Genomic DNA, 16,913 nt, shown 5'->3' with positions numbered 1-16,913 from the left:
CCTGGGACATGGTGAGAGAACGCTCGTATTCTGACTCGTGACTACGAACGCTTATCAGCGAATCACGAAGGCATGATTTATGTGTTCATGATCCGGCTGATGCTACGACCATTAACTAAGAATTGGCGGAGATGGGAATCAAGCATTGCTTGACGCTCTTTTACAAACACTTTCTGACAAATAATTCTTTAAAGGACACCATCTGTTTGATCTAAATTGGCATTGGCTTGCTTGAAAGGAAGGGCTTCGTTGATGCCATCCATTTCCTGCTGCTCTAGCTCATTCACTTCCCGGATGTACGATCGCAGGATTTGGCTGAGGCGCTTGTCGTAGAAACGGTGCAGGCTATGGTTGGGCGTGGCAGGGAAGCCTCGGCGTTTTTTGTGACGACCACCCGCGCCAGGGTCGAAAGTTTGAATACCATTGGCGATCGCCCATTCAATTGGGCTGTAGTAGCAGGCATCGAAATGAAGACAGTCGATGTCTTGCTGACTGCCCCAGTAGCGTCCATAGAGCCGATCACCTTTAGTGAGACAGAATGACATGCCCATCGGTTGATGGGGGTCTTGTTCACTGTAGGCAGCGACGAAAACGACTCGGTGACGGTAGTGGGGCTGGAGTTGCTCAAAGAACCGCCGGGTTAGATATTTGCTACCCCACCAGCCGAATTTGTCGCAGGTATCGGCATAGTAGGTATACATCAGTGGGAATAGGGAGTTGGGGATGTCATCTCCAGTAAACGTTTTCAGCGTCAGACCTGCTTTCTCAACAGCTTTGCGTTCTCGCTTGATGTTACGGCGCTGGTTGGCATTAAAAACATTGAGGTAGTCATCAAAGCTTTGGAAGCCGAGGTTACTCCAGATGAAACTATGATGCAGCCAAGGGGTGAAGCCGTGACGTTCTAAAACAGGTCGCCATTCCGGATCGACATAGAGGAAGTGACAACCAGAGATGCGATTGCGATCGCAGAAGTGATCGATTTCGTCTAGCATCATTTCTACGATTTCGTCTTCATCCTCGCCAGGGGCAATCAGAAAGCGATAGCCTTCAGCAGGAGTGAAGGGCGACATCCCTAGAAGTTTGGGGTAATAACTGATGCCTAAGCGCTGGGCTAAATCGGCCCACTGCTGGTCGAAGACAAACTCGCCATAGCTGTGGCCTTTGATATAGAGCGGGGCAGCAGCGATCAGATGGCGATCTCGCCAAACAGTGAGGTGATTGGGCAACCATCCCGCTTTGGCGGTAGCGCTGCCCGAGGTTTCCATGTTGTTGAGCCAGTCCCACTCAAAAAATGGAGTGTTCAAGGGCATGGCTAATGCGTCCCATTCAGCCTGGGGCACTTCAGAAACTTTGTTGATCCAAGCGAGGGAATACCGGGGCTGGAGTTGTTCGACCATGATTGCTGGAGTTAGGGCCATCCGCTCTCTAGCGTAATTCAATCTTTTCAGCGTTGCAGGCGATAGTGGAGAAAAACTTCGGGGCCGTTAGCTTCCGCCGAGAGCAACTCTAAGCGGGGCGCTGATTCTGCCGAAAAACCTAAACCTTGCACTGGGCTAGGCGCGATCGCTCCACCCAGAATCAAGGGGCAAACCGTCAGCCACAGTTCATCAATCAAATCCAGAGCCATCAAGGAAGCCACTACCTCGCCACCTCCCAGCACCGCTAAACGCCGAATTCCCAACGTGGCTAATTGCTGAAAAGCCTGCTCCCAGTCCAAGGTTTGCTCAGGTACCTCAGGTGCCTCAGCCACCAGAATGCGCTCAAACTCAGCTCTCTCCTGCCAAACTTTTGCCCCAAGGGTAATTGTGAGCAACCAGCGGGGTACAGGTTGAGCAAAGAAACGCAGGTTGGGGTCAAATTTGCCAGAGCGAGAGCAAACTATTTGCACAGGTTGAGCGGGTTTGCCCTGCTGCGATCGCATCTCCAACAGTTCCGAGTGAGAGACCCGCAGCGTCGTGCCATAAGCACGCAACGTACCCGCCCCAAACAGTACTGCATCTGCTTGAGCCACTTGTTTTTCCAAATGAGCTTTGTCCGCAGCAGAACCAAACCGAGCGGGCGATCGCCTTACATCGGCAATTTTGCCATCTGCACTCATTGCCAACACAACTGTCGTATGGGGTCGAGCCAAAGCCGAGTCAACCATAGAGTTTGTTTAGACTAGGTAAGGTTGAAGAGAATAGTACTTATGGTGTCAGTTCGAGAAGCAGATTATTGGCAGCAACGGTATCGCGAAGGTACAGACCGTTGGGATATTGGACAAGCTGCACCACCGTTTGTCAAGTTGCTAAACTCATCTCCTGCTCCTAAACCAGGCCGAACTGCTGTACTTGGTTGTGGACGAGGGTATGATGCGCTGTTATTTGCGGCTCATGGTTTTGAAGTGATGGGGTTTGACTTCGCGCCAGCCGCGATCGCTGCCGCCACCGCCCTAGCTCAAACTAGTCAGAACCCAGCCCAGTTCCTCCAGCGCAATATTTTTGATTTAGCCACCGAATTTCCTGGTAGTTTTGACTACGTGATTGAGCATACCTGTTTTTGCGCGATCGCCCCAGAACAGCGAGCTGACTATGTGCAACTCGTCCACACCTTGCTTAAACCCCAAGGACAACTTCTAGCACTGTTCTTCACCCACGACCGTCCGGGTGGTCCTCCCTTTGGCATCACACCCGCCCAGATTCAGCAGTATTTTCGACCTAGTTTCCAAATTCTAGAGTTAGCACCTGTCGCCAACTCAATCCTAGAGCGCCAAGGAGAAGAGCACTTAGGCCGCTTCCAGCGCCAGAATTAAAAGATAGCCCCAGCATGTTCAACTCAATTCGCAAGAGAGCTGGTCTCTTCGTAGAATGTAGTCAAGGTCACAATCAACGTGCAGAGAAATTGTCCAGAGATCGCATTCCCATGAATCCAATTGTTGAAGCAGTTACCGTCCTCGACAACAAATTATCCAACCGCTATATCGACCTCGATCCAGGCGGCTACTTCATCATCTACATCGATCGCGAAACCAACCAAATTTGCGCCAAGCACTACACCAACACCATCAACGATCGCGGGTTAGCCGTTGACCCAGAAACAGGCGAAGTCATCCCAGTCCGGGGAAAAGTAGAACGCACTCACACCAAAATCTACAGTGCCAGAAGTGCCAAAGAACTCTGCATCCAACTCTTTGAGTCCAAAGAACCTAGCCTCGTCACCAAACTCGATCACGCCGCCTACCTAGGCCGAGAATTCGTCCGAGCTGAAACCGCCATGCTCGCTGGACAGGAATATGTGCAGGACTAGAGAAGGATGAGGGAGGAAGGATGAAGGGAGTGAAAGGTGAGGAGTTAGAAGCCAGGAGCTAGGAGCCAGAAATTAAGAAGTAGCTAGGAGCCAGAAATTAAGAAATGGCAACCCAAGACTCAAAACGCTAACAGTTAGGCTCGTTTGGAGGGGGTCTGGGGGACGCAACCGTCCCTCAGCGGGGGTTTGGGGGCGAGTGCCCCCAAGGCTCGGTTCTATGCCCGAGACTGTAAAAACAAGTAGAAATAGTAAGTCGCCATTGGAATCACGGTGGCAGCAACCAACAACCCAACCACCCAAACCAAAGAATTGCCTCGCTCCTGCTCGGTTTTCTCCGCCGTGGCGAATGTTCCTTCCACCCGTACATTGTCCACAACTTGAGGTGGACCCGGATCAGGCCGACCCGAAAGCACTGCTACCAAGCGATCGCTCACATCTAAAAACGCCTGGTTATAGTTGTCACCCTGCACCAACGGTACCAGCAACGTTTCCTGGGCCACACTAGTTGCGATCGCATCCGACATCACCGCTTTTACTTGGTCACCCGTGCGGATTGCCGCCTGATTCGTCACTTTATCTAGCACCAAAAGCGTTTGCTTGGCTTGGGCTTCAGGGGTGGGAAACCACTTCTCAAACAGCTTATTCGTAAACCCTTCTGGACTCTCATCGTAGTCAAGGCGACGGATCACGACCAAATGAACTTCGTTCCCAGTTTGCTGAGATAAATCTTCTAATTCCTTAGTAATTTTGCCTTCGTTGAGGCGACTAATGACATCAGCTTGGTCCAAAAGCAGCGTTTGTGGCGGCGAGCTAGGCATCTCATAAATTCCAGTGGCGCTAGCAGGTGAGGCCACCAACTGCACAGCCAACATAACTAACGCTAGGCATAGAACCAGGCGTTGAAGCAAACCACTCCAACAGCGAATGTTAATGAGGAAGTGTCTCATACGCACGTATCTCTAAACCAATGTTTTCACGATACACCGCTTAGACGAATTATGAACAATTGTTACAGAGATTAAAGAATGCAGACGGAATCCGTAAGGGAGTGAATCAGAAAATTAGCGATTTGGAGGAGTAAGAGCGATCGCAACTTTTTAATCAAAATTTCTGAAAATTCTTGATTAAAAAATCTATTAAGAACTGCTACTACATTTATTCTGTGAGCTTTTCATGCTTGGCTACTATAACCTTGAATGGGCTAGATTTACGCCAAATTCTATGTCTAAAGGGCTAGATTATGACTCTCCGTCATTAGAAGGAAAAATTTTCTCTTTTAATTCTTAATTATCAATCCTTAGTCGGAGGAAGCGGTACATCTGTTTTTTTAGGCTAGAGACAACAAGTGAATCACTTGTAATGATTTTGGGTTTCAACAAAGTTTAATAGTCGCTGAAGCAAGGAGTCTTTCTATGGCAAATAAAAAGAAGGAAGAGAAAGGGAAACAGGGGTTTGCCTCCATGGACGAAAGCAAGCAACGTGAGATTGCTAGCATGGGTGGCAAGGCTGCACACGAGAAAGGCACTGCTCATGAGTTTAGCCCTGAAGAAGCTAGAGAAGCTGGGCGTAAAGGTGGCGAAACAGTCAGCCAAGACCGCGATCACATGGCAGAAATTGGGCGTGAAGGCGGTCGGAACAGCCATAAAAACCGTTAGGCTTGAAGCATGCATCTATTGAAGTTCTAACTATAAAAGCCCTAGAAATTACTGGGGCTTTTATAGTTAGAGAATTCTAATTTATTAGTTATGGTTCATCGCAGTCTAATTTTGCTGGCGATCGCCCCCCATCTCTGCTCCCTGCCTGCAAATATTTCTATAACGAATGGCTGCTATTTTTAGTAGAAAAAACTATTCATTGGGCCTGAATTTGGCATAGAAATTGGGTGCTTTTTTATTCGGTTAGGCGCGATCGCTCCCATGCTCCCGACTCACCCAGTTGGGTCATTTACTTGGAGGATTTCTGTCATCGACTTAAAGGAGTATCTTTAAGATATGAAATTGAGCTGAGGGGCTACTGCAATGGCAGAAAAACTCTTGCTAGCAGCGGTCATTACTGGTTTGCTGAGTCTAGGACTAGGAGCAGGGGATCTGGAAACTACACCTCCAGCATCCTCTTTCTTAAGCTTTCGAGTTACCTCAGGTTTAAGCTTACCTCTCTATCCTTAGTGAGCTGAGTCGCTGGAATGAAGGGCCAAGCGAGGTTAACTGAGGGCGATCGCTACAGATCTGATGTTGGCCTGAAATGGTTTTGGTTTGAGGTGCTTAGTAGCTGGGATCACCTTAAGACGGAGGTAAGTTAACCCTTCAATCACTAATATGAAGGGCCATAACACCTCCACCTAAAAAATAGTTTTATGTCTCCTACTCAAGCTCACCCCCCAGCCAAACGCATTTTAATTGTTGATGACATGCCCGATAATTTGTCTCTTTTAGAAGCAATTTTGATTGAAGAAGGATTTGAGGTTGATAGTGCCAGAAATGGTAAATCTGCTCTAGCTCTTTTAGAAGCGTCACCTCCTGCCTTAGCCCTGATCGATGCCATGATGCCTGGTATGGATGGTTATGAACTAACCCGGCGCATCCGTCAAAATAAAAGCTTACCGTTCATCCCAGTGATTTTGATTACTGCGTCTGAGAGTGCCAGTGCTCCAGCAGGATTAGACTTGGGAGCCAACGACTTCATCCGCAAACCAATTGACTATGACGAGTTAATGGCTAGGATTAATGCGTTTTTACGTTTGAAAGACACAATGAGTCCCTCGCAGTAGCCACTTGTGAGGGTTTAGTAGAGGATTGCTTTTTTGTGCTCCATGGAAAAAGCAATTCTTAAATATAGACCTTATGCTTCCTAAGCTTGAATTTTTAGAGGCAAGATCACAGTAAAGGTAGAGCCTACTCCCAGCTGAGATTTCAGCTCAATTTTGCCTTGCATGAGATTGACGAGTTGGGAGACGATCGCTAAGCCTAATCCAGTACTATCTGGCACATGCACTTCGTTGTTCTCAGCGCGGTAAAAGGGATCAAAAACCAATGACTGCTCTTCTGGATCAATCCCGATTCCGGTGTCTTTAACTGCCAACAACCATTGGCGATCGCCTAAAGTCTCACAGGAGAGCCAAATCGTGCCTGATTTGGTGTAGCGAATTGCATTACTCAGGAGATTGGTAACAATTTGCTGTAAGCGTAGAGAATCTGTATACACCGCTGCAGGGGCACGATCGCAATCAACCACAAGCTCTAGAGCTTTGGTATCTGCCAAAGGCTTGAGCATCTCTACCACATCCTTAATCACAGAACGTACTTCAGTGGGTTCTGGATGCAGGTCCATTTTGCCTGCCTCATAGCGGGAAATCTCGAGGGCATCATTGATCAGTCGTAGTAGCTGTCTACCATTACGAACGACAGTCTCAATATGCTCTACATGGGACGTGGTGTCTCGTGTCTCTGGCACCTTGCGAGACGCTCGCAACATCAACTCTGAGTAGCCAATAATGGAATTGAGGGGGTTTTTTAGCTCATGAGCTAGTTGGGATAGATTGTCTTGATTCGCTTTCACTAAGCGAGTGAGTTCCTGGTTTGTGAGTTCTGCTTGGCTTTGGAGTTGGTGCAACTCACACAAGCGCTCTTCCACATAACTGTTGAAGCACTGGGTAATCGCTTCGTCAATCATGGTGTCAATTAAGCTATATGCGCGTATTACGTCCGACACCGTTCCTTTGAGAAAATCGGTTTCCAGAGTAGCAAAGATGACCCGACGTAGAAGGTGATACTCACGAGCAATTTCATTGGGTGCAAAACCTTGAGCCGCCCGTAAGACCCCATGCTCTAAACTTCTTTCAACAATGGATTGAATATCATTATTTTGAGTCTGGGAGAGAATGCTAACCATGCCTACAAGCACATCAGGAAGATGATCCCGAATTGCCGATCGCGGTAGCTCGTCAACCGCCGGAATCTGTAAATCCTGGCGAACTGTCTCAATCCAGGTTTGTACAATGATGTCTCGTTTTGCAGCTAGCGCTTGACTAAAATCCATCGTGCCTCAGGTTCAAAGGATGGAGCAGGCTCTAGCATCATTCTAATTGAGCAGCTACTTGATTAATCACGCGATCGCCCCCCTAAAATAAGGCCAATTCCCTTTGTGCCCGTTTTAATTCAGCCCCCACCCAGTATGACTCTAATTCTCACCAATGATGATGGTATTGATGCCCCTGGAATTCGAGCTTTGCAAAAGGCCGTGAATGGAACAGGTGTGCTGGTCGCTCCCAAATTAGAATGGTCTGGTTGTGGTCACCGCGTCACGACTACCGCTCCCATTCATATTGAGCAGCGATCGCCCGCCGAGTATGCGATCGGAGGCACTCCTGCCGATTGTGTCCGTATCGCGATCAGCCATCTCTTTCCCAAAGTCCAATTTGTCCTGTCTGGGATCAACGCTGGAGGCAACTTGGGCGCAGATGTATATATTTCTGGAACCGTAGCAGCCGTGCGCGAAGCTGCATTACATGGAATTCCAGGCGTGGCTATATCTCACTATCGCAAAGGACGACGTAATGTGGATTGGGATACAGCCGCTCGTTGGACTGCTCAGGTTTTAACCCAGCTGCGCGATCGCCCCCTAGAGCTCGGCAGCTTTTGGAATGTCAATCTCCCTCATTTGGAACCCGGTGATCCTGATCCAGAGGTCGTGTTTTGTGATTCCTGTAAGCAACCACTACCGATTGATTATGCTGTTGAGGAAGACTCCCTAATTTACAAAGGAGAATATTCCAAACGCGATCGCACTCTAGGTAGTGATGTCGATGTCTGTTTCTCTGGCAAAATTGCCGTGACGCAGCTCCATCTATGACCTATTCCTTCCTTAAGGTAGATTAACCTTGGTGATCAGGCTTTTTGGGTGACAAAATTTGCGCTCATTGACGGAGTTTTGAATGCCTCATCAAAGGTAACGTAGGGAGAATGATAGCCCAAAGTTTTGCAGAGGAGAAATTCCAATGACTAACTTAGAGCAAAGCGTCTTTGATGTAGTCCGGCGGCGTCCTGTTTGGAGTGTCGTAATGATTGCCTACCAGCTCAATTACCCCCAACAAGATGTCAAAGCTGCCCTCGATCGCCTGGTTGAAACAGGCAGACTTCAAAACGCATAGAGCAGGCTATAAATTCAGGCTAAGGGCGATCGCTTTTTCACGGTGATTGCCTTTAGCCTGAATCCTCACTATTATTTACTAACTTTTGATTTCTGGCTCCTAGCTTCTGACTCCTGACTTTTACCTCTTCCCTCCCACGTCTTAAGATAATAAAGCTGGGTTGTGAGGAGGTCTGAATATGCGGATTTTGATTATGGGTGGCACCCGATTTGTTGGGGTCTACCTGACCCAAATTTTGGTTGAGCAAGGGCATGAAGTAGTTTTGTTTAATCGGGGAAATAAACCTGCCCCGGTGGCGGGAGTGCAGCAGATTCAGGGCGATCGCACAGACCCTGCTCAACTCAAAGATAAACTAGCCGCAGAGACGTTTGATGCCATCTTTGATAACAACGGTCGAGAGTTAGGTGACACTCAACCGTTAGCAGATCTGTTCCGAGACAAAGTACAACATTTTGTCTACATGAGTTCTGCGGGAGTGTATTTGAAATCAGAGCAGATGCCGCATGTGGAAGGAGACGCGGTAGACCCCAAAAGTCGGCATCGTGGAAAGCACGAAACGGAAGCTTATCTGGCGGAGCAGGGATTGCCCTTTACTGCAATTCGCCCCACCTATATCTACGGCCCGCAAAACTACAACGACTTAGAAGCTTGGTTTTTTGATCGTATTGTTCGCGATCGCCCGATTCCAATTCCGGGTCATGGTCTGCACTTGACGCAATTGGGGCATGTGCAAGACTTAGCTCAAGCAATGGCAAATGTGTTGGGGAATCCGACAGCAATCGGGCAAGTCTACAATATTTCGGGCGATCGCTATATCACGTTTGATGGCTTGGCTCGCGCCTGTGCCGTGGCTGCGGGAAAATCGGCAGATGCGGTTGAGATTGTGCATTACGACCCCAAACAATTTGATTTCGGTAAGCGCAAAGCCTTTCCCCTGCGGACCCAACACTTCTTCGCCTCGGTGCAAAAGGCGATCGCTGAACTCAACTGGCAACCTAAGTTCGATCTTGTTTCTGGGCTGAAAGACTCGTTTCACCAAGATTATCTCGTTTCCGGTCGGGACACAGCGGCAGTAGACTTTTCAGTGGATGATGAGATCTTGGGCGCATGAAACGTTTACACTACTTGGCTTTGATCGGAGCGATCGCGTTGGGCACAGCGTTACGCTTCTGGAACTTGGATGCCAAACCTCTGTGGCTGGATGAAGTGATTACGGCGATTTTTAGCTTTGGTCGCAGCTACTATGATGTGCCGCTAAATGTGCTGTTTCCACATACGGTGCTGGATCAGGTCTTCACGCTCAAATCGGGTGTTAGTTGTCCGCAAATCGCCCAAACTGTTAGCACTGAGTCTGTGCATCCGCCGCTGTTCTTTTGCTTGCTGCATGGCTGGTTGCAGTGGATCAACCCATTGGCCCAGTCTTGGGTGTGGAAGTTGCGATCGCTCCCGGCTTTGTTTGGAGTTGCAGCGATCGTAGCTATTTATGGACTAAATCGCGTTGCCTATGCTCCCAAGGCAGGCTTGATGGCAGCAGCTTTGATGGCGGTGTCTCCTTTTGCGGTGTATCTCTCGCAGGAGGCCCGTCACTATACCTTGCCAATGTTGCTGATTACGCTGGCATTGTTGGGTTTAGTCCAGATGCAGCAAGACTTGTGGCAATCTCGACGGCTCAGACCGCTGCCTTGGCTCGGTTGGATGTTGGTCAATGGCATTGGCTTCTATATCCACTACTTTTTCTTGTTGGCGTTTGTGGGGCAAGTCGTTACCTTAGTGGGGATGGCAGTTTGGCAACGCTCCAGAATCTTCCGCTACCACTGGGGGGCGATCGCGCTAGCTATTTCTGGAGTGGCTTTGAGCTATCTCCCTTGGTTGCCCACATTACTCAGCCACACAGGCCGCCCAGAAACGGATTGGCTATCTCCCTTTCAATCCAGTTGGCTCGATAAGCTAGCACCGCTCTATCAACTACCTGCGGCTTGGCTGATCATGGTGATCTCCTTCCCTGTAGAGAATCAGCCACTCTGGATCGCTATTCCAGCGGCTTTATTGATGTTGGTGTTTGCAATTTGGCTTATGCGCCATGCCATCCAGGGCTTGAAGCAGCTTTGGGTACAGCCAGAGACTCGTTTAGCAACCATCACTTTGACCAGCTTTATTCTGTGTGTGCTGTTGGAATTTTTGGGGATTGTCTATGTGTTAGGCAAAGACATTACGGTAGTGCCGCGCTACAACTTTGTCTACTATCCAGCGGTCTGTGCTTTATTAGGAGCAAGCCTAACCCAGCTATCTCAAAATAGCTCTCTGCCTCCTAGAATGGCCTGGTCTCACTACTGGAGTGTTTACCGAGTTCAGATCAGCGTTTTAGTGGTTGGTCTCCTTAGCTGTATCTTTTTAGGAATGGGTTTCATCTTTCAGAAACCTTACCAGCCGCAACAGGTAGCTCAGAATTTAATGTTGGAACCCACTAAACCTCTAATGGTGGTGACAGGTTATGACACACTCTTGGAAGTTGCTCTAGGGTTGAGCTTCGACTTGGAAGTGCATCGGCGATCGCTCACTTCTCCGGCACTCAATCAAAACATCTCTTTTGGCTTCTTGAGCCGCCAACCCACCTACAACCAGCTCTGGCAGAATTTAGCCAACGTGCAACCGCCTGTCTCCACTTCACCTAATTTGTGGATTGTTGGCAGTGGCTTGAGACAAAGAGAATTTCCAGAGCAGCTCAGCTTGCCAAGCCAAGCTAATTCGGGAGGAGAGACGGTAGCTTGCGATCGCGATGAGGAAAACTATCATCGTATTGGCGTGCCTTATCAACTTTATCGTTGCGCTGCCAGATAACGTGTTGCTTAGCCTATGAATCTAGTCATCAGGATTTTGTTTTGGCTGCTGGCTCTAGTTGGCAGTCTACTGATTCTTTCCCTCATTCTCTTAGGGATGGCACCGGGAGTCAAACCGCTGGACTTCACTGGCTTTTTGCTTTATGGTCCTGGTCGTGGATTTCTATGGCTACTAGGGTTGTTGCTCCTGGCTGCAATTCTACAGATTTGTAGCATAGCCCTAAGGCTTAGACGGCAACGTCATCCAAGCCAGTTATGCAACCGGCTTTCCTGGGTTGGTCTGATCTTTCTCTTGATACTTGAGGCAGTGATGATTGCCGATTTTCAGGAATTATTCTGAATGTTAGTTTAAGAACTACCTCTATCTAAGCTGTTGCCCAACCTGAACTTATGTCTGACACCCCTAATTCCCCCGTTGCTCGCAAATCCAGTATCACCGAGCATGCCCTGACGCTGAGCGATCGCCGGATTCGCTATACCGCCTCAGCCGAGTGGCAAACGCTGTTTGACCAAGAAAATCCTGTGGCAGAAATGTTCCACGTTGCCTATCTAGCTGAAACAGATGAAGCAACGACTCGCCCTCTGACTTTTGTGTTTAATGGTGGACCTGGGGCTGCTTCTGCCTATCTCCACATGGGTGCGCTAGGGCCAAAACGGATCTATTTTGATGCCAATGGTGGCTTGCCGAAACCTCCGGTGCGATTGGTCGACAACCTCGAAAGTTGGCTCAGTTTTACAGATTTGGTGTTTATTGATCCGATCGGAACGGGATTTAGCCGTAGTTTGCCAGCTAACAAAGACAAGCAGGACAAATCGAGTGAGACACCTAGCAGCACGGAAGCAGAGAAACCCAAGGAAGTAGAGTTCTGGGAAGTGGAGCGGGATTTAAAGGCATTGGGAGAGTTTATCCAAAGATTTCTCTCGCGCCACAAACGCTGGTTATCTCCTATCTTTATTGCAGGGGAAAGTTATGGTGGCTTCCGGGTTGCTAAGTTGGCTCGCAAGCTGCAACAGGAGTTTGGTATCGGTCTTTCCGGAGCGATTTTAATCTCTCCCGCCTTAGAATTCAGCTTGCTGGGTGGAAATGATTACAATCTCACTTCTTGGGCCACATTGCTACCTTCCCTGGCCGCGGCAGCAGCTCATCATGGACGCGCTCAGTGGGCTGGAGAACCCGGAGATCTATCTGCCCATATGGCCGTAGCCGAACTCTTTGCCCGTAGGACGCTGATTCCACTACTGGCGATGGGAAATGCGCTAACTTCTGAGGAACGCCAATCAGCCTATCAACAGATCGCCAATTTGATTGGGTTGCCGCTGTCTTTGGTAGAGAGACAGGCTGGGCGGGTTGATATTGAAGTTTTTTCGAGAGAACTGTTGCGCGATCGCCAGCGGATTGTGGGGTTGTATGATGCCTCAATCACCGCGATCGATCCCTTTCCCGATCGCACCGTTTACCAAGGAATTGACCCCACGCTAGATGGACTCGATCGCCTGTTTACAGGAGCAATCAACAGCCACTTGCGAGATACCTTGGGTCTGGAAACAGATTTGACCTACCACCTCCTGAATCTGGAAACCTTTAAAGCTTGGCAGTTTGATCTCAAAGGAGAATTAAAACAAGGCTTTATTGGTGCAGTGGATGATTTGCGGATAGGAATGACACTGAACCCTTATATGCAGGTGTATATTACCCACGGATTTTTTGATCTGGTGACTCCCTACTTTGCCTCTAATCACCTAGCGGATCTCCTGAAGCTTGACCCTGAGATCCGCCCCAACTTGACGCTAAAACATTTCCAAGGTGGACATATGTTTTATAGTTGGGATGACTCGCGCCAGCAATGGTTTACAGAGATGGAGACCTTCTACCGAAACGCGATCGCCTGAGAAAAACTTATTATCGACGGGCTTCTGCGGTCGTGACAAATTGCTGGGCAGCCTGTTCGATGCCTGCTGGGCTAAAGACATTCATGTACTTTTGGGCCATCGCAGGTGTGAAGAATTCCAGCATCAAGCGGTTTTCTACCCAAAACTCAACCACGTCAAACAAGCCATCTCGGTTGGCTGGAAGCACCCGCCAGCCTTCCCGCTCACCAATGCGTTCGATCTCTTCTAAGCTGAGGGATACAGAAAAAGCAGCATGAACAGGCGTGTATTGAGAAGACTGCTGTTCGTTGATTTGGAAGCCTGCCTGCCCTTCCCATGCATCGGGAATTAGTTCACTGCCCAAAGGATACAGCTCAATTCCAGTCCCGAATTCATCAGCGGCGAAGACAATGTAGCTGCCAGGGTTAGGAGGGAATGGCATCATCCGACCCTGGAGAACTTCTGCTAAGACGCTGGCAACGTGCTGAGGATTTTTAACGGAAACAGAAAGATGATGTAGCATAAGTGCCTCCTAAGGATGAATATTCGCTGAATTAGGTTGGATGATTAACTGATGCATCTAGAATAGGCAAGATTGTTAGGTGGCGTCACGACCCAAATAGATCATCCAACCGGGTGAGATTTAACGGTGAGCGAATTTAGAATAGGGCGATATTCGCTCTCAATGATGCTGACGCCCAAAGGCAAACAGATTAAAATTCAGCAGCATGAAGCGTTGCTAGCTGCCCCGCGATCGCCAACAGAGGAGCCTTTTGTGGATTTCAAACACTTTGTGAATTTTAGACTGCTGCGAAAAGAAGCAAATCTGCTCTATAAGTCGCTCTCGCCACTGCTAAGCGCAGATGCTAGATTTGCGGATGCCATCTTGATAGATTTAGCCAAAATTGTGCAGCTCTGTGGCCGTAGCACTGGTAAGTTAAGCTCTGCTGAATTAATGGCCTATTTAGTGGTCTATGCTCTGGTTAAGCAAGATGCAGAGAAACTCAATGCTGCTGTTAATCTTTGGGAAGCTTCCTCGGAAGTGCAATTGCAGTATCAAAAAATCACGTTGCAGCTTCTTTTAGATTTCACCAAAGACCAAAAACCTGAGCAGTTGATATTACCCTCAATTTTGAATCAACTAGATGAGGAAAAAGGTACCAATCATGTAGGAGATGTGATCAATGCTATCTACAAATTTGCCCAAGTCATCATCAAAGCAGATGACACAGTGGATTTACAAGATTTGGAATCTTTGTCTCTGATTTGGCAACTGCTGCATTCCTATCAGAAACTAGAGAGTTATCAAGCAGGATTACAAGCTGTCTCTCAGATTGCTCCCCCCCCACCAAGTCCCACATCAAATCCTGGTACAAACTCTGGAGTAGCGCCACAAGCTGCTGCAACTCCCGCCCCAGAGCAGCCAGAAGAGATTTTAGAGCAAGCACTAGCTGAACTCAATGATTTGACTGGGATGGAAAATATTAAAGAAGAAGTGAAAACCCTGACCAACTTTCTCAAAATTCAGAAAGTTCGAGCTGAGCGGGGTTTAGCTCAAACTTCAGTGTCACTCCATGCCGTGTTTTGTGGGCCACCGGGAACGGGCAAAACTACCGTGGCGCGATTGATGGGGCGGATTTATCACGGCCTGGGATTTCTGAAGAAAGGACATTTGATAGAAACCGATCGCACAGGTTTAGTTGCGGGTTATGTCGGCCAAACGGCTCAGAAAGTAGATGAATTAATTAACTCGGCGCTGGATGGCGTTCTATTTATTGATGAAGCTTATGCCCTAGTGCCTAAAGAAGCAGGACGTGACTTTGGTCAGGAAGCGATCGATATTTTGCTGAAACGCATGGAAGACTACCGCGATCGCCTAGTGATTATTGTGGCAGGCTACACGGATGAGATGACCACTTTTATTGAATCCAATCCTGGCTTGAAATCTCGTTTCAATCGCTATTTTTACTTCAACCACTACAAACCGGAGGAACTGCTTGCCATCTTTGAAAAGATGTGTGGCAAAAGTCATTTTCACTTGACTCCCTCCACGCGAGATAAACTACAAACGATGTTTGCAGAGCTTTATGCGAACCGAAACTCAACGTTTGGCAATGCTAGAGTCGCGCGTAATCTGTTTGAGAAGAGCATTGAGCAACAAGCGAATCGATTAGCTGTCTTGACATCTCTAAATGATGAAGTTCTCACGACTTTGCTTCCCGAGGATATCCCTATTGAGACGGTCAAAGTCCATGCTGGTAAAGTTGACTGGCAAAACCTCACTGTGCCCTCTCGCTGAGTGGGCCTTTGGATTGCATGTTCTTTGCTACAACAATCCTTTTCAATGCTTGAACAGGTGTCGGGGTTTATCCTGTCTAGAAAGGCAACCCCGCCCCCCCTGGTTCAAAATAGGTGGCAAAATCAAAGCTTGCCTTAGTATGCTCAATCAGTTAAACTTCTTGACCAACTGCCATTAAGCCCACACTGAGGTAGCTAAAGCAGATCGTGATAAAGCCATCAAGTTACAAAGCTTATAAACAGCTCTAGCCCCAACATTGCCATCCCATTCGTCATCACCCACTTCACACACATCAAAACCAATAATTTTTCGACCGCTATTGACCACTTCACGGAACAAGCAAAACGCCTGTTCCAATTCCAGGCCACCGGGCACTGGAGTTCCGGTATGAGGACAAAGTTTGGGGTCTAAGCCATCAGCATCAAAGCTAATGTAAACATGTTGGGGAAGCTCGGCCACCATTTGCTTGCAGAGTTCTAGCCAAGGCACGCCTGCATAAAGCTTTTGCTTCAGTAGAGGGTCGTAGTAGGTGGAGACTCGCCCGCCTGACTGCTGAATTAAACTGACTTCATCATGGCAGAAGTCACGAATCCCTACTTGAACCAGCTTTGAGACTTGAGGCACTTTTAGGGCATTAAACATAATGGAGGCATGGGAGTACTGAAACCCTTCATAGGCTTGGCGCAAATCAGCATGAGCATCAATGTGGAGGATGCCAAACTCTGAATAACGCTCAGCCAAGGCCTGAATGCAGCCCAAGGGAACGCTGTGATCGCCGCCAATCACTGCGACCTGCTTTCCTTGCGCCATTGCTGCTTTAGCTTGCTCAAAGAGCCATTGGTTTACCGCTTCACATTCCTGATTCACGGTTTCCAGTAGCTTTGCCAAGTCTGGATCAGCTTCAATCTGCCTTCCTTGTTCCATGTGGGCAATGATGCGAGTGGCATCCTGCCGTAGACTCTCGTTTTTCTGCTGAATATGTTCTGGAATTGGAGCCATAAAGATGCCCTGCTGCCAACCCTCTGGATGATCAAAATCGTAGATATCTAGTTGGCGAGAAGCTTCTAGGACGCGCTGAGGGCCTGCGGCTGTACCCGCACCATACGAGACCGTCACTTCCCAGGGCACACCGAATACGATGGTTTGGGCAGATTCGTAGTTGAAAGGGAGACCCAACAAGTTACCGTTGTCGAGGCCAATATCATTGGGATTAAAGTTCTGTAAGATGTCTTCTCTGGTAGGCATAAGGAAGTTCCTGGAGCAACGTGGGTTAGTAGCTTGAGTGATAGGACAGAGACGAGAATCGCTTCACCAAACTGAATGCTCTCCCAGTCTATATTTCCTTTAAGTTAAGAAACAGGGTGGATTAGCGTAGAAGGGATGGGAATCCCGTACCTGCTGAGCAAAACGCATGAAAGCGATCGCTGGCTACCGAGGACTAAGCACACGCCAGACAATGAAGAGAGTAAAGGCTAAG

At 48.4% G+C, this 16,913-nt stretch carries 16 protein-coding genes; 10 read left to right on the top strand and 6 right to left on the bottom strand.

Features of this window, described 5'->3' with window-relative positions; genetic code table 11:
- Positions 1-188 precede the first annotated feature (188 nt).
- Together NDA01_RS16380 and NDA01_RS16375 are read right to left on the bottom strand one after the other, a co-directional pair.
- The gene (locus NDA01_RS16380) at positions 189-1,418 is read right to left on the bottom strand and encodes a GNAT family N-acetyltransferase (RefSeq protein WP_431193424.1); all 1,230 of its coding nucleotides are present in this window, start codon (positions 1,416-1,418) and stop codon (positions 189-191) included.
- 26 nt (positions 1,419-1,444) lie between these two features.
- Positions 1,445-2,146 (bottom strand): RibD family protein, encoded by a 702-nt coding sequence (locus tag NDA01_RS16375; protein WP_348228769.1) that lies wholly within the window; start codon positions 2,144-2,146, stop codon positions 1,445-1,447.
- 42 nt (positions 2,147-2,188) lie between these two features.
- Between NDA01_RS16375 and NDA01_RS16370 the strand changes: the two genes are divergently transcribed.
- Together NDA01_RS16370 and NDA01_RS16365 are read left to right on the top strand one after the other, a co-directional pair.
- Entirely contained in the window at positions 2,189-2,791 is a 603-nt protein-coding gene (locus tag NDA01_RS16370) for a methyltransferase domain-containing protein (RefSeq protein ID WP_348228768.1), read from the top strand.
- 110 nt (positions 2,792-2,901) lie between these two features.
- Positions 2,902-3,285: a DUF4346 domain-containing protein gene (locus tag NDA01_RS16365; RefSeq protein ID WP_348228767.1), complete on the top strand. Its 384-nt coding sequence runs from the start codon at positions 2,902-2,904 to the stop codon at positions 3,283-3,285.
- Positions 3,286-3,500: 215 nt separating this feature from the next.
- Here NDA01_RS16365 and psb32 read toward each other — a convergent pair whose 3' ends face one another.
- Positions 3,501-4,157: a photosystem II repair protein Psb32 gene (gene psb32, locus NDA01_RS16360; protein WP_242024294.1), complete on the bottom strand. Its 657-nt coding sequence runs from the start codon at positions 4,155-4,157 to the stop codon at positions 3,501-3,503.
- A 540-nt stretch (positions 4,158-4,697) separates the two neighbouring features.
- Here psb32 and NDA01_RS16355 point away from each other — a divergent pair.
- Both NDA01_RS16355 and NDA01_RS16350 read left to right on the top strand, forming a co-directional pair.
- On the top strand, positions 4,698-4,940 hold the full coding sequence (locus NDA01_RS16355) for a KGG domain-containing protein (RefSeq protein ID WP_190440066.1): 243 nt from the start codon (positions 4,698-4,700) through the stop codon (positions 4,938-4,940).
- Between the two features lie 698 nt (positions 4,941-5,638).
- Positions 5,639-6,052 (top strand): response regulator transcription factor, encoded by a 414-nt coding sequence (locus NDA01_RS16350; RefSeq protein ID WP_190549915.1) that lies wholly within the window; start codon positions 5,639-5,641, stop codon positions 6,050-6,052.
- An 80-nt stretch (positions 6,053-6,132) separates the two neighbouring features.
- On the opposite strand, the gene NDA01_RS16345 is transcribed toward NDA01_RS16350, so the two are convergent.
- Entirely contained in the window at positions 6,133-7,320 is a 1,188-nt protein-coding gene (locus NDA01_RS16345; RefSeq protein ID WP_348228766.1) for an ATP-binding protein, read from the bottom strand.
- Between the two features lie 135 nt (positions 7,321-7,455).
- Between NDA01_RS16345 and surE the strand changes: the two genes are divergently transcribed.
- From surE to NDA01_RS16320, 5 genes are all read left to right on the top strand, one after another.
- Positions 7,456-8,133: a 5'/3'-nucleotidase SurE gene (gene surE / locus NDA01_RS16340; RefSeq protein WP_348228765.1), complete on the top strand. Its 678-nt coding sequence runs from the start codon at positions 7,456-7,458 to the stop codon at positions 8,131-8,133.
- A 145-nt stretch (positions 8,134-8,278) separates the two neighbouring features.
- Positions 8,279-8,431, top strand: coding sequence for a hypothetical protein (locus NDA01_RS16335; protein ID WP_190440076.1), 153 nt, complete (start codon positions 8,279-8,281; stop codon positions 8,429-8,431).
- A gap of 178 nt (positions 8,432-8,609) precedes the next feature.
- Entirely contained in the window at positions 8,610-9,542 is a 933-nt protein-coding gene (locus tag NDA01_RS16330; RefSeq protein WP_348228764.1) for an NAD-dependent epimerase/dehydratase family protein, read from the top strand.
- The gene (locus NDA01_RS16325; RefSeq protein WP_348228763.1) at positions 9,539-11,269 is read left to right on the top strand and encodes a glycosyltransferase family 39 protein; all 1,731 of its coding nucleotides are present in this window, start codon (positions 9,539-9,541) and stop codon (positions 11,267-11,269) included. Before NDA01_RS16330 ends, NDA01_RS16325 begins: the two co-directional genes overlap by 4 nt.
- Positions 11,270-11,658: 389 nt before the next feature.
- Positions 11,659-13,158 carry a S10 family peptidase gene (locus NDA01_RS16320; protein ID WP_348228762.1) on the top strand — a complete coding sequence of 500 codons (1,500 nt, stop codon included), beginning with the start codon at positions 11,659-11,661 and terminating at the stop codon, positions 13,156-13,158.
- A gap of 10 nt (positions 13,159-13,168) precedes the next feature.
- Here the strand turns inward: NDA01_RS16320 and NDA01_RS16315 are convergent, their stop codons facing one another.
- The gene (locus NDA01_RS16315; RefSeq protein ID WP_348228761.1) at positions 13,169-13,660 is read right to left on the bottom strand and encodes a hypothetical protein; all 492 of its coding nucleotides are present in this window, start codon (positions 13,658-13,660) and stop codon (positions 13,169-13,171) included.
- Positions 13,661-13,822: 162 nt separating this feature from the next.
- On the opposite strand from NDA01_RS16315, the gene NDA01_RS16310 reads away from it, so the two are divergent.
- Positions 13,823-15,436: an AAA family ATPase gene (locus tag NDA01_RS16310; protein ID WP_348228760.1), complete on the top strand. Its 1,614-nt coding sequence runs from the start codon at positions 13,823-13,825 to the stop codon at positions 15,434-15,436.
- Positions 15,437-15,610: 174 nt separating this feature from the next.
- Here NDA01_RS16310 and NDA01_RS16305 read toward each other — a convergent pair whose 3' ends face one another.
- Positions 15,611-16,681, bottom strand: a complete 1,071-nt coding sequence (locus NDA01_RS16305) for an agmatinase family protein (protein WP_348228759.1) — start codon at positions 16,679-16,681, stop codon at positions 15,611-15,613.
- Between the last annotated feature and the right edge of the window lie 232 nt (positions 16,682-16,913).

The organism is Trichocoleus desertorum AS-A10 (assembly GCF_039962155.1).
In the GTDB taxonomy this organism is placed as follows: Bacteria; Cyanobacteriota; Cyanobacteriia; order FACHB-46; family FACHB-46; genus Trichocoleus.
This window is presented reverse-complemented; position numbering and strand designations above follow the sequence as displayed.

Bases quoted from the DNA above. Each gene is read 5' to 3' on its own strand.
- NDA01_RS16375 (WP_348228769.1), bottom strand. From the start codon at position 2,146: ATGGTTGACTCGGCTTTGGCTCGACCCCATACGACAGTTGTGTTGGCA.
- NDA01_RS16380 (WP_431193424.1), bottom strand. From the start codon at position 1,418: ATGGCCCTAACTCCAGCAATCATGGTCGAACAACTCCAGCCCCGGTAT.
- NDA01_RS16345 (WP_348228766.1), bottom strand. From the start codon at position 7,320: ATGGATTTTAGTCAAGCGCTAGCTGCAAAACGAGACATCATTGTACAA.
- NDA01_RS16310 (WP_348228760.1), top strand. From the start codon at position 13,823: ATGATGCTGACGCCCAAAGGCAAACAGATTAAAATTCAGCAGCATGAA.
- NDA01_RS16350 (WP_190549915.1), top strand. From the start codon at position 5,639: ATGTCTCCTACTCAAGCTCACCCCCCAGCCAAACGCATTTTAATTGTT.
- NDA01_RS16325 (WP_348228763.1), top strand. From the start codon at position 9,539: ATGAAACGTTTACACTACTTGGCTTTGATCGGAGCGATCGCGTTGGGC.
- NDA01_RS16335 (WP_190440076.1), top strand. From the start codon at position 8,279: ATGACTAACTTAGAGCAAAGCGTCTTTGATGTAGTCCGGCGGCGTCCT.
- NDA01_RS16355 (WP_190440066.1), top strand. From the start codon at position 4,698: ATGGCAAATAAAAAGAAGGAAGAGAAAGGGAAACAGGGGTTTGCCTCC.
- psb32 (WP_242024294.1), bottom strand. From the start codon at position 4,157: ATGTTGGCTGTGCAGTTGGTGGCCTCACCTGCTAGCGCCACTGGAATT.
- NDA01_RS16365 (WP_348228767.1), top strand. From the start codon at position 2,902: ATGAATCCAATTGTTGAAGCAGTTACCGTCCTCGACAACAAATTATCC.
- NDA01_RS16305 (WP_348228759.1), bottom strand. From the start codon at position 16,681: ATGCCTACCAGAGAAGACATCTTACAGAACTTTAATCCCAATGATATT.
- NDA01_RS16320 (WP_348228762.1), top strand. From the start codon at position 11,659: ATGTCTGACACCCCTAATTCCCCCGTTGCTCGCAAATCCAGTATCACC.
- NDA01_RS16330 (WP_348228764.1), top strand. From the start codon at position 8,610: ATGCGGATTTTGATTATGGGTGGCACCCGATTTGTTGGGGTCTACCTG.
- NDA01_RS16315 (WP_348228761.1), bottom strand. From the start codon at position 13,660: ATGCTACATCATCTTTCTGTTTCCGTTAAAAATCCTCAGCACGTTGCC.
- surE (WP_348228765.1), top strand. From the start codon at position 7,456: ATGACTCTAATTCTCACCAATGATGATGGTATTGATGCCCCTGGAATT.
- NDA01_RS16370 (WP_348228768.1), top strand. From the start codon at position 2,189: ATGGTGTCAGTTCGAGAAGCAGATTATTGGCAGCAACGGTATCGCGAA.